This is a genomic window from Streptomyces carpinensis (genome assembly GCF_002154505.1).
GTDB lineage: Bacteria > Actinomycetota > Actinomycetes > Streptomycetales > Streptomycetaceae > Streptomyces > Streptomyces carpinensis.
This window is the reverse complement of record NZ_MUBM01000073.1, coordinates 36,798-48,776: the sequence shown is the minus strand read 5'-3', so window position 1 is coordinate 48,776 and position 11,979 is coordinate 36,798. Positions and strand designations below refer to the sequence as shown.

At 67.8% G+C, this 11,979-nt stretch carries 8 protein-coding genes and 1 pseudogene; 4 read left to right on the top strand and 5 right to left on the bottom strand.

What is annotated here, in order from left to right; genetic code table 11:
* Positions 1-336: 336 nt before the first annotated feature.
* From BZY54_RS10600 to BZY54_RS52160, 3 genes are all read right to left on the bottom strand, one after another.
* Positions 337-1,911 (bottom strand): FAD-binding oxidoreductase, encoded by a 1,575-nt coding sequence (locus BZY54_RS10600; RefSeq protein WP_244217083.1) that lies wholly within the window; start codon positions 1,909-1,911, stop codon positions 337-339.
* A gap of 378 nt (positions 1,912-2,289) precedes the next feature.
* Positions 2,290-3,711 (bottom strand): vanadium-dependent haloperoxidase, encoded by a 1,422-nt coding sequence (locus BZY54_RS10595; RefSeq protein WP_158103838.1) that lies wholly within the window; start codon positions 3,709-3,711, stop codon positions 2,290-2,292.
* 156 nt (positions 3,712-3,867) lie between these two features.
* Positions 3,868-4,293 carry an NUDIX hydrolase gene (locus BZY54_RS52160; protein WP_208640613.1) on the bottom strand — a complete coding sequence of 142 codons (426 nt, stop codon included), beginning with the start codon at positions 4,291-4,293 and terminating at the stop codon, positions 3,868-3,870.
* Positions 4,294-4,589: 296 nt separating this feature from the next.
* Here BZY54_RS52160 and BZY54_RS10585 point away from each other — a divergent pair, with 296 nt between their 5' ends.
* Together BZY54_RS10585 and BZY54_RS10580 are read left to right on the top strand one after the other, a co-directional pair.
* Entirely contained in the window at positions 4,590-6,098 is a 1,509-nt protein-coding gene (locus BZY54_RS10585; protein WP_086724838.1) for an FAD-binding oxidoreductase, read from the top strand.
* A gap of 338 nt (positions 6,099-6,436) precedes the next feature.
* Positions 6,437-7,059 (top strand): annotated as a pseudogene (locus BZY54_RS10580) (IS701 family transposase); the annotation flags it as partial.
* A 33-nt stretch (positions 7,060-7,092) separates the two neighbouring features.
* Here the strand turns inward: BZY54_RS10580 and BZY54_RS10575 are convergent.
* Together BZY54_RS10575 and BZY54_RS10570 are read right to left on the bottom strand one after the other, a co-directional pair.
* The gene (locus BZY54_RS10575) at positions 7,093-8,712 is read right to left on the bottom strand and encodes an amidohydrolase (protein WP_086724836.1); all 1,620 of its coding nucleotides are present in this window, start codon (positions 8,710-8,712) and stop codon (positions 7,093-7,095) included.
* On the bottom strand, positions 8,709-10,136 hold the full coding sequence (locus BZY54_RS10570; protein ID WP_158103837.1) for a purine-cytosine permease family protein: 1,428 nt from the start codon (positions 10,134-10,136) through the stop codon (positions 8,709-8,711). Before BZY54_RS10570 ends, BZY54_RS10575 begins: the two co-directional genes overlap by 4 nt.
* A 157-nt stretch (positions 10,137-10,293) precedes the next feature.
* Between BZY54_RS10570 and BZY54_RS10565 the strand changes: the two genes are divergently transcribed.
* Both BZY54_RS10565 and BZY54_RS55020 read left to right on the top strand, forming a co-directional pair.
* Entirely contained in the window at positions 10,294-11,199 is a 906-nt protein-coding gene (locus tag BZY54_RS10565) for an Lrp/AsnC family transcriptional regulator (RefSeq protein ID WP_158103836.1), read from the top strand.
* 261 nt (positions 11,200-11,460) lie between these two features.
* On the top strand, positions 11,461-11,925 hold the full coding sequence (locus tag BZY54_RS55020; RefSeq protein ID WP_341868679.1) for a DUF6207 family protein: 465 nt from the start codon (positions 11,461-11,463) through the stop codon (positions 11,923-11,925).
* The last annotated feature ends 54 nt before the right edge of the window (positions 11,926-11,979 follow it).

The window sequence follows — 11,979 nt, the reverse complement described above, 5'->3', positions numbered from 1 at the left end:
CCGGGGCCGGCCCCGGAGTGCCGGCTCAGACCCAGGGAGCAAGTAACCCTGCGCTTGGGGAACCCTCGTCCGTGCAGGGCACGTGACATGTTCGTACAGGACCGCTACGCGATCACTGACCGTGTCTCCCGAGCACGAGAAGGTGCCGATCGCAGCTGGGCCAGCACCCTCTCGTCGGCGTCGGCGAGCAGTCGCCACGCGGTGGACGTGGAGGCCACCGGCCCGAACACCTCGCTCACTGCGACTTTGGAGTCTGCCGAGCAGCCTCGACAAGGCCGAACACAACGGACTCCGTCTCATCAGGCACTCATCGATAGGGAACTTGGCGGTTTGGACTCAACGCGTGCCGATCGCTTGCGGGTAGTCGAAGAAGCCGGTCGGGTCGTATTTCCGCTTCACGTCGACCAGACGGGGGTAGTTCGTGCCGTAGTAGGCCTGCCGCCAGTTCTTCAGTGTCGGGTCGGGGAAGTTCTGGTACGCGTGCTCGGGCCACTTGTCGCGGAAGATGTCGGCGTAGAACTGCTTGAGCCAGTGGAGGTTGGCTTCGGCGACGCTGGGGCGGTCGTAGTCTGCCCACGAGGTCTCCGCGGCGAAGACGAAGAGGTCGTTTCGGTGTACGAACGCGGTCGCGTTCGGCGGTACCCGGTTGATCTCGCCGCCGAGGGCGAACATGGCGAACCCGGCTCCGTCCTCGTTGCTGCTGCCGGGCCAGTCCAGCAGGCGCTGGGCTGCCGCGCTGACCTGCTGATCGGTCAGGAGATTGCGGGAGTTCAGGATCGCCGATTTGGTGGCGAAGCGGTCGATTGGTGTGGTGGCGCTCAGCAGTACGCTCGCCTCACCGGGCGTGACCTGACGAACGGACGCGCTGTTGCGGGCGCGTTCCTCGGCCGTGCCGATCTTGAGGAGCGGGTCGAGGATGGCACGCAGCTCCTGGACAGTGCCGTAGTACTGACCGATGGCGTTGACGTTGGCATTCGCATGGATCTGTGTCCTGGTCATCCCGCTGGTCCCGATACCCAGACGCAGATGGAACCGCCTGTCGCCCACGGTCTCCTGGGCGATGTGCTGCGCGGCGGCGATCACCGGCAGTACGGAGTCCAGGCTCCAGCGGAGCTGGTAGAAACCCACGGTGCCCTCGAACTGCTCGTACTGGAAGGTGAACGAGGTGTTGACACCGAAGTTGTTGCCGGCTCCGCCGCGGCAGGCCCAGAACAAGTCGGGGTGCTTGTCCTTGCTGGCCTTGACCGCGCGTCCGTCGGCAAGCACGACGGTCGTGGCGACGAGCCGGTCGCAGGTCAGGCCGAACATCTTGTCGCTGAAGCCGATACCGCCGCCAAGCACCAGCCCTGCGACCCCGACACTGGGGCAACGACCGGTCGGCACGAACATGCCGTGGTCCTCCAACAGCGGATGCAGGTCGCCATTGGTGACCCCGGCCCCTACGGTGACGGTACCGGCGTTGTGCACGACCTTCATCGGCCCGTAGTCCCGAGGGTGGGCACCGCCTGGCGCCGGGGTGGAAACGATGCTCTTCATGCGGGCCATGTTCAGCAGCAGGCCCGTGGTGGTCGAATACCCGGCGTAGTTGTGTCCCAGCCCGGAGCGCGGTACGGCGGGCAGCCCTACCGAGCGAGCCCAGCGGATGGCTTGAGACACGTCCTCGGTAGTTGCGCAGGCGACGATGCCGGCAGGCCGGATTCCGGCGTACCTGTGGTTGAACGGCAAGGCCAGAGCCGGGTATACGGAGCCACCCGGCCGGTAGAGGGTAGCCCCGGGGGACAGCGCATCAGCCAACCGCTTCCAGTCCCGAGCGTCAACTCGCCCTGCTGTCCCGGCTGCCGCAGCCGCGCTCTCCGGTGCCTGCAGCCCCAGCGCCCCACCAACGCTGCTCAGCACGCCTGCCCGCAGCACGTTCCGCCTGTCGATCACAATGACCTACTCTCACGCAGCGGTCGCAGGCTCCTCCTGCGATCCCATCGGTCAGTTCGTTGATCGTCGACCGGTGCCATCCCCGCCGACTGCCCACCCGCCAGACCCACCCATCGAAAGGACGAGAGACGCACCGCCAAACAGCGCATGCCCAGGACCGTTGTTCGCCCATCAAGGCCGAACATCCACTTGGTCGGAGAGCGGTATGGTCTACCCCTGTCCGTCGGTTGGGACAACAAGTCGCAGGCGGTCCCGATGAGTTCCTCGGTGGCGAGGCTGGGGCGCCCATCGATCCGGCTGCGGGCAGGGGCCACGGCCAGGCCTGGCAGCCCTGCGTAGGCGTGGGCCACGGGTGTCGTTTCAGTGCTGATGCGGACCGCACGGTCGTGTCGGCAGCAGCGCGTTGGCGGACACGTAGTCGGCAACGTGGGTACCGATCGCGTTCCCGTCCTCGGCGTCCCAGCGGTAGTGCATACCCAGCCAGAGACGACTGAACTCACCCTCGTAGGCGACCTGGCTGAAGCTGTGCATCGTGCGGTTGGCCACGATGGTGTGCGGGTCCTCGGAGTGCGCGACGAACGAGACGTTGTCACGCCCGAAGAAGTGCTTCATCGCGCCTGCCCACGCAGCCGTGAAGTTGGCGTGCCCGGAGGTCCAGGCGGGGAAGCACGGGGTGAACGGTGCTCCCGAGCGGTCCGCGTTGAGAGGCTCCCAGGTCGCGTTCGCGCCGCCCGTCGCCTGGATCGCGGACACCGGGCGCCACAGCTTGATCGGGCTGTCGTACTTGGTGTCCCAGGCCGCGATCCCGGCATCCGCCAGCGCCAGCGCCGACGCCGCGAACAGGCGAGTGGTGTTGTACTTGTCGAGCTTGAACTTCATGGCGACGATCCCGGTCAGCTGGAGCATCTGTCCCGGGGGCTTGTAGGTGCCGTCCAGGTCATGGTCCCAGAACCAGGCGATGACGGTCTGCTCGTGGGTGCGCTCGGTGGAGTCGACGGCACCGACCCGTCGCACCTCGTCGCGCTGGCTCGCGTACTGCGGGCTGGCCACCAGTTCGGCGTAGGAAGTGAAGCCGCGCAGGGTGGGAGGCCGGAACTGCGAGCCGGAACGGAGCACGAACGGCCGCACCTTGCCCCAGTTCGGGGTCACCGCGTCGCTCGGCTGCTTGCAGTCCTGTTCACCCGTCGGCCGCCAGGCTCCGGGTGTGGTGGTGTCGCCGCGGTAGACGTCCGGGTTGTTGGAACCGTCGCCCGCCCGGGCTTTGTTGATCTGCCTCACCACGGGGTCGACCACCAGGTGGTCGAGGGGGTCGTAGGAGTGGGGGGAGCGGCCGGTCCGGTCCTTGAACTTGGCGTCGATGTAGGCCCGATCGCCCGGGAACAACTGCGAGATCATCCGGTACGCCGTGCGGTCGATCAGCCGCTCCTCTTCGTCCGGACGCGGCCGCGACGGTTTGTGGGCGTACTTCAGTGGCCGGTTGAGGTATGGCTGGTACTTCAAGGTGCCGTAGGTGTACTGATAGGCGCTCTCGGCGTTGTAGATCGCCGCGTAGACCATCGCCCCGGCCCTGGAGAGTTTGCCGGGCGAGGCGTCCCAGCCCCGCGCATTGCGAAACGTCTGGAGCAGGACCTTGTTCCAGTACTGCGTAGGATCCCCCTTGTGCCCCGTCGCGGCGGCAGCCTGTGGCGCACCGGCCGCCACGGGACTCAGTCCGGCGAGCACGGCACCGGCCACTGCGGCGGCCCGTAGCCGTCCCAGGCGTCTGCCGGCAGGGGACTTCAAGCATGGGGGCACGGACTTCGCGGCCGACTGACGGCCGGGATCGGGCTCGGGAGCCATGGCATTCCCTTCGACGTCGCTGATCGACAGCGGAAGAGTAAGGTCGATATGCGCAAATGATGATCAACCACGCCGATATGTCGTGTGTCTTATGTGACTTCAGGGTTTACGCCGAAACGCCCATCCGGTCGTGATTACAGCCAAGCCGAACTTGGATCGCCCAGGCGTGAAGGTCTCACTCGTGTGAGCGACTTCCGGATCCACCGAGAGGTGGCTGTCTGACACTGACCCGCCGAGAGAGCATGCTCGCCCGGCAAGCCAGCCTGGCCTGTGGCCGTTCTCCAACAGGTGGGTCGCCGCGACGTCGCTGTCGCCAACGACGCCGCCGTTGTACGGGTACGCCACCAGCGGCGGTCGCCCAGCGCCGTGCACCTCGTCCACCGCGAGCAGCCGCCCGACCTCGCGGTCGAGGCGGATCTCTCCGACCGTCTCGCAGGCGAGCACCCCCGGCGTGGCGTCTCCGTCGTCGGACCTGATGATGCCGCCGGGAAGCGTATGGCCTCGGCCACCTGCCTCCTGGTCCATATCGGCGGCCGACCGGACTTTTTGGCTCCTTGGCAACAGCTACTCAGCACCGTCCACTGATGACCCATCAGGTCTCCACGTGCGCCACAAAGCGCCGCCCGGTTTGTCGCTGTGCTGACGGAGTTCGGCCGGGCGAGGTCGACATGCGAGGCGAGGAGTTACGGCGTCGGGTGCCTTGGCGGCGGTTGCGAGCGTGTCGAAACAATCCACGGTAGTCGCACTTGCTAACGTCCGCTTCGCATAAATGGTCCATAAAGGACAGCTTCGCGCCGCTGGTAGTCGAGAGGACACGGACCATGAACGACTTCCCCCGTCGCAAAGTGCTCAAGGCGACGGCAGCCGCAGGTGCCGGTGCGGTCGTCGTGCCGGCCGTCGCGGCCGCCGCGGCCCCCGGTGCGAGCGCCGTCACCGAGACCTCCGTGAGCGAGGGGTACGGGGCGCAGTGTGCGCCGGCGAAGCTGACCGGCCGCATCGTCCGTCCCGAGGACTCCGGGTACACGGACGCGCGCCTCGGCTGGGACCAGCTCTTCTCCCACTATCCGCTGGTCATCGTCTTCGCCCAGAACACCCAGGACGTGGTCAACGCCCTGACGTGGGCGCGGCAGAACGACGTCGCGCTGCGAGTCCGGAGTGGCCGCCACAGCCTTGAGGGCTGGTCGAACGTCGACAACGGCCTCGTGATCGACATCAGCGAGCTGAAGTCGGTCCACATCGACGCCGCCGCCCGTGTCGCGACGGTCGGCTCCGGACTCAACCAGCTGGAAGCGGTGACCACGCTCGCGAGGCAGAACTTCGCGGTGACGACCGGTACCGAAGGCAGCGTGGGCCTGGCCGGCGCGACGCTCGGCGGCGGCTTCGGCTTCCTCACCCGCTGGCTCGGCATGGCCTGCGACAGCTTGATCGGCGCCGAGATCGTCGTCGCGGAGGACGGCGAGTGCGCCAAGGTGATCAAGGTCGATCTGAACCACAACGCGGACCTGCTCTGGGCGCTGCGCGGAGCGGGCAACGGCAACTTCGGAATCGTCACCTCGCTCACCTACAAGCTGGCCCCGCTCAAGAGCGTCACGTATCTGACAGCCACGTGGGACGGAATCGGCGACCTGCACAGGATCTTCAAGGCTTACCAGCGCACGGCGCCGTTCACCGACAACCGCCTCGGCACCCAGCTCGAAGTACACCCGAACCAGATCCTGCTGTTCGCGGTGCTCGCGGAAGGAACACCCGCGGAGGCGAAGAAGCTGCTGGCCCCGCTCCTGTCGATCGACAGCCCCAAGGTGACGACGCGGGTAGGAAACTGGGGCGACGTGTACTCGAAATTCCAGACCCCGATCGCGGTCGAACCCGCGAACTGGAAGTTCTACTCGCAGTTCACCAAGAAGCCGTTCCCGACCAAGGCGATCGACGTGATCGCCTCGTTCATGGGGGAAGCCCCCACGGACGACAGCAACTACTTCGTCCAGGCGTTCGGGGGCGCGCTCAGGAAGACCCCCCGCGGCGGCACGGCGTTCCCGCATCGCGACGCGCTCTTCTACGCCGAGCCCGGCGCCGGCTGGGGCAAGCGCAGTGACCAGCCGGGCGTCTGCGACCCGCTCACCCCGAAGGCCCAGGCCTGGATCGCCGAATTCAGCCAGGCACTGCGCCCCTACGTGCACGGCGCCTACGTCAACGTGCCGAACATCGGCATGCAGGACTGGGAAACCGCCTACTGGGCGTCCAACTTCGACCGACTGCGAAAGATCAAGGTGAAGTACGACCCCCGGAACGTCTTCCAGTACGACCAGAGCATCCCGCCCGCGTCCCACTGACCGAGCACCGCCCGAGCCCCTCCCGCCTGAGAGCGCGGCGAGGGGCTCAGCCATGCCCCCAACGTCCTGGCACTCGCTGTTTCGGTTGCGATGACGACACGTCTCTGATCATCAACTGCTGGACGTTCGAGGCGCCTTCTGTCTCTTGGGCATGGCAAAGTCCCGGCGCGGTGGTCGGGTTCTCCCTGGTCCTTGAAGCCGTGGGCGGATAGGACGGGTAGCCGTCAGCTGACATAGCGTCAGGTTCGTCCGCAAGTAGGCAGCGCCCAGTAGTGCAGCGGCTGCAGTTCTTCCTGCCCGAGCCCGCCTGGGAGGCCGAGCAGGTCAACGACCGGCGCGACTGGACGCCGGTGGAGCGTCACTTCCGCGACGGGCACACCGAGACCTGGTGGGCCGCTGACACCCGGCTGGGCGGCTACGGCCCCGGCTCACCCTGCCGGCTGGTCGTGGCCACCACCGACCAGGCCGGACTGCCGGAGAAGGCCACCTGGTACCTGACCACCCCCTGCCCCACTCCGACGCACCTTCACGCCTCCACCAGCCCGCACCCGCCCGCCGACCTCACCGAGATCGTCCGCCTCTACGGCCTGCGGCCGTGGATCGAGCAGAGCTACAAACAGGTCAAGGATGAACTCGGCCGGGCCGACTTCCAAGTCCGCTCCAACCGCGCCATCCGCCGCCACCAGACCTTGGTCAACGGCGCCTTCTCCTTCAGCTGGGACCAGTGGTTCGACCCACGCGGACCGCTGGATGCAACCGCGCCGGAGCCTTGCCCGACGAGAGGCCGGAGAGGGGGCCCCGGCCTTACCCCACCAGCCCCAACCGCCCTGCTGGCCAAGGCCTTACGGGCCATCCGCTGCTGGCTCACCCCCGCCGCCACCCTCAAGCGATGGTGGCGAGCCTGGACGGACAAGGACCCACCCTTCGAGCTCCAAGCCCTGATCGACGCAGTCACCACCGGCCGGCATCGACCTCTACTGCCGAATTCAACGAATTACCGGTAGCCGAGGGTGACCTCTTCTCCGCCGATCCACGACTCGGTCACGCCGATCTTGGGTAGCCGTTCGACAGGCACCGTGACGGGGTCCGCTTCGAGGAACACGAGGTCGGCCTTGGCGCCGGGGCGGATGACGCCGATGTCCTGGCGGCCCAGCATCTGCGCCGGGGTGACGGTGACGCCGCGCAGAGCGTTGGCGCGGCTGGCCTGCTGCGCCTCGTCGCCCGAGACGGCACCGCCGAGGGTCTCACGGGTGACTGCGGCCCACACCGCCTGGAGCGGGTTGGGCATGGTCACCGGCGCATCGGAGGAGATGACGACCGGGACGCCGGCCTGCTCGAACTCGCCGTACGGGTAGAACCGGCCGCCGAACTCGCCGAACTCGTCCATCAGCGAGTCGCCGTAGAGGCTCACTTGCATCGGCTGCGGCACGGGCACGACGTGCAGGTCGGCCATCCGGCCGATCTGCTCGCTGGTCGGGAAGCCGCAGTGCTCGATGCGGTGCACCAGGCCGGTGCGCGGCCGTTCGGCGCGGGCGCTGGCCACGGCGTCGAGGACCACGCCGATGGGCAGCGGCCCCTGGGCGTGGGTGGCTGTGCTCAGGCCGAGGCGGTGGGCCGTGGTGATGAGGGCGGTGAGTTCCTCGGGCTCGTGGTAGAGGTAGCCGTTGGGCGAGGGCTTTCCGCAGCAGGCGTGCCCGTTGAGGTACGCCGTACGCGCGATGACCGAGCCGTCGGCGTAGAGCTTGACGCCCCACAGCCGCAGCTGGTCGTCGCCCAGCCGAGAGCTCATGCCGAGCCCTGTGAGGTGCTCGAGGTTGCTCGACAGCGCCAGCATCTCGGTGCGCATCCGCAACCGGCCCTCGTCCCGTGCCCGCAGATAGCTGTCCATCTCCAGCTGCGTGACTTGGGCGTCGCACATCGTGGTGATGCCGGCCTCGAGCAGCGAGCGCTGACCAAGGTCGAAGAGGTGGTCGATCTCGGCGTGCGTCATCGGGAGGTGGAAGTTGGGGCCGTGGTTGCGCACCTTGACGCCCTCGGCACCGGTCAGCAGGTCACACGCGGAGTCGAAAAGAACACCCGTCGGCTCGCCGTCGGCGTCGCGGTCGATCCGGCCACCGATGGGCGTCGGGGTCGCGGCGGTGATGTTCGCCTGGCGCAGGGCAAGCGTGTTGACCACGTAGCCGTGCCCGCTGGCGTGCTGGATCTGGACCACGCGGTCACGGGTCACCCGGTCGAGGTCGGCCGCCGACGGGTGCCGGCCCTCGACGAGCTTGGACTGGTCGTAGCCGTAGCCGCGAACGGCCTCACCGGGACGCGCGGTGGCACGGTCGCCGAGGAGGTGCACGACGTCGTCGATGCTGCGGGCGCCGGAGAGGTCTACCCAGTCGATCGCGGACCCGTGCAGGATGGTGTGGGCGTGAGCGTCGACGAAGCCCGGCATCAGCGTGCGGCCGTCGAGGTCGACGATCTCGGGCGTCTCGTACGCCGAGCGGCGCATCTCGGTGAGGGTGCCGATCGCCTGCACCACGCCGTCATGGATCAGCACCGCCTCGGGCACGTGACCGTCGTCGGTCATGGTGCGGACGGGGCCGCCGGTCAGGATGGTCGAGCTCATCGGGTGGACACCTCCGGAGTACTGACCGCGACGCGCGCGGTCCGGGTCATGAACAGGTAGCAGGCACCGCTGACCACGATGCCGACCAGCCAGGACAGGTCGCCGCCGTCGAGCTTGTGCGCGACGGGCCCGGCCCAGAAGCCGAGGTTGGCGAAGGGGAGCTCGACCACGAAGCCGAGCAGAAAGCTGATCGCGCCGGCGACGTTGACACGTCCGTACTCGCCGTTCGGGTCGAAGATCGCCTCCACGTCGTAATGGCCGTCGCGGACGAAGTAGAAGTCGGCGAGGTTGATCGCCGACCACGGGATCAGCAGGATCAGCACAACCCCGAGGGCGTCGGTGAAGGCGCTGGTGAAGCTCTTCGAATAGGCGATGGTCGCGACCAGGCAGACGAGCGCGAAGGGCACGAGTGACCACAGTCGGGTGCGCAGGCTCGCCTCGACCGGCGCGACGGTACGGCGCAGCGAGGTGGCGATACTGATCGCGGTGTTGCCACCGGCGTACATCGACAGCGAGCCCTGCAGCACCTGGATGCCCATCACCACGATCACCAGCAGCGCGGTGAAGGCCTTGCTGAAGGAGTCGCTCACCTGGACCACCGAGCCCAGGGTGTCGACGCCGAAGCCGGTCACGGTGGTCAGGTAGGCGCCGAGCACGAACAACCAGATGCCCGAGATCACGATGCCGGCGTAGGTCCACCAGGCGGTCGCACGAGTCGAGGTCGACTCCGGCAGGTAGCGAGAGTAGTCGGCGATGTACGGTGCGTAGCCCGCGGCGTAGACGAAGGTCACCGCTATGCCGGTGAGGAACAGGCCGGTCTGGAAGCCGCCGGTGTGCAGGTTGTGCGTGGTCGGGTGGTCGATGCCCGAGTGACTGAGCACCAGGATCGTCAGGATCCCGAAGACCACCACCGAGGCGACGCTGAGGTACTTCGCCAGTCGATGGCTGAGGTCGTAGCCGAAGAGCGCCACCACGAAGGTGATCGCGGTGACGACCACGGCGACCAGGTAGACGTTCCAGCCCCACACCGCGTTGGCCAGCAGACCGCAGATCGCCGGCGCAGCGGCGAAGAAGACCAGGTAGTTGATCTCCGCGATGATCATCGGGACGACACCGCCGACGTACCCGAACTGGGCGCGGCTCTGGATCATCTGCGGGATGCCGAGCTGAGGGCCCTGGGCCGAGTGGAAGGCCGCGAGGAACCCGCCGAGCGCGAAGCCGATGACGATGGCCGCGACCGACCAGGCGAACGACATGCCGCCGCCGACCAGGATCGAGGCGGTGACCACGCTGACGATGACGCTGTTCGCACCGAACCACAGCGTGAACAGGTGCCACGGCTTGCCGCGGCGCTCGGTCGACGGGATGAAGTCGATGGTGTGGGTCTCGATCCCACCTGAGCGGCTGCGCTCGTCTGTTCTCACCGGATCTCCTGCGATTCGTGCCGGAGGCCCCGGCTGTTGGTCCGAATGACTCGCCAAGCGCGAGCGGCTCAAACGATATGTATCCGGTAGCTCATCGTCAACGCCCGTTTTGATTGCTGAACGGTCTCACCGCATCCGATTCGCTACCCTGAGCCCGGTGAACCTGACCGAAACCGACCTCGAGCTCGTTGAGGCCCTGCGCGAGGACGGCCGCGCCTCCTTCGAGTCGCTCGCCGGGCGGGTAGGCCTGTCCCGCAAGGCCGTCCGATCGCGCGTGCTGCGGCTCTTCGAAGACGGCGTGTTGCGCGTGGTGGCCACCGTCCGACCCGAGTTCGACGGCATCCACGCCAACGCCCATCTCTCTGTCAGCGTGACCGGGGCGCGCCGCGACGATGTCGCCCGCATGCTCGCCGACCAGGACGAGACAGTGTTCGTTTCCATCGTCTCAGGAGGTGCCGGCGTCGTCGCGGAGATCAGGACCACCGACCTGCACCGGCTTGGGAATGTCGTCGACCGCCTCCGCGGCGTCGAGGGCGTCACTCGCATCGAGACGCTCGTCTACACCGATGTGGTCATGGAGCCGCACTTGCCTCCTCCGAGGGACGCCGTCGGCACGGATCCCGCTGTCGACCACCTCGACCGCACGCTGGTCGATCTTCTCCGCGCCGACGGCCGCACCAGTTACGCCGACCTCGCGGCGCACGTCGGTCTGTCAGCGGCGGCCACTCGGGCACGCGTCCGCAACCTGCTCGACATGGGCGTCATCCGGATCGTCACCCTGGTGAACCCGACCAAGCTCGGCCGCTCCTTCATGACCGGCTTCGCCCTCGACCTCGAAGAGACGGCGCAGGACGTTCTCCACCAGATCAAGGAGATCGGCGCCGTCGACTTCCTGGCCCTGACGCTCGGAACCGCGGACGCCGTGGGCACCATCGTGACCACCTCGGTCGAGGACACCATCGCCGTGCTCGACCGGATCGGGACGATGGACGGCGTCGTCGGCTTGCGCTCGTGGACGCACCTGCGGCTGGTTCAAGAGCGCTACGGGATTGTCGGCGGCTAACCAATCGGCAGGCGTGAAGTCCCGGGGTTGGCTTGGCAGCTGCCAACCAGTGCGCAGCCGGCCGACGATCCCGGCCGGCATGGCCGGCATGTCAGCCGGCGCAAACGGTGGGCGCTGCGGACATGCCAGGCGCGGAGGTCGTCGCCAGACCGGTGTTCGCTGGCCGGCAGGGCGCGGGCTCCGGCGCGGAACGAGGAACACCGGTGAGCCAAGAAGCCGCGCGACCGCTACGGAGCGAGGGTCCAGGGCATCCATCGAGTCGTGCCCGCGCAGCCGGGGCACCCGGCGCACCACCCCCCGCGGGCTTCCCACCGCACCCCCGGGCCCGCAGCCACCGGCGACGACGTCCTCATCATCGCCCCCTCACCCGCCGCCGCGGCCAGCACCGGCACCCTGACGCCCGAACCACCGGCTCCCCGGTCGGATGAATCCTTGCCGTCGGAAGGACCCCCATCCAGGGGGCACGTCGTAGGGGTCGTGGATGCGATCAACGAGGTATTCGTGTCGGAGCCCGGTCTGGTCATGGTGGATGGTGCAGCCGCCGACGACCAGACGGCATTCACGTTCCAAGCGGCACTGGCGTCGATGTGGGCGGCAACCTCGGCGGAGCGCACGACCCGGGAACCGGGACAACCCCACGTCCGGCGGCGCTGCTTCCTCGACATGCGCCGGCACCCCACCGCCCGGCGACCTGCTCGCGGACAGCGGCGTGCGAGCGAGGGGTGAACCGCGCTTTGACGTCTCCCCCAGCTGAAGCAGGGGAAGACGTCAACAGGAGAC

Coding starts and splice junctions, on each gene's coding strand:
- BZY54_RS52160 (WP_208640613.1), bottom strand. CDS start 4,293: ATGGACCAGGAGGCAGGTGGCCGAGGCCATACGCTTCCCGGCGGCATC.
- BZY54_RS10585 (WP_086724838.1), top strand. CDS start 4,590: ATGAACGACTTCCCCCGTCGCAAAGTGCTCAAGGCGACGGCAGCCGCA.
- BZY54_RS10575 (WP_086724836.1), bottom strand. CDS start 8,712: ATGAGCTCGACCATCCTGACCGGCGGCCCCGTCCGCACCATGACCGAC.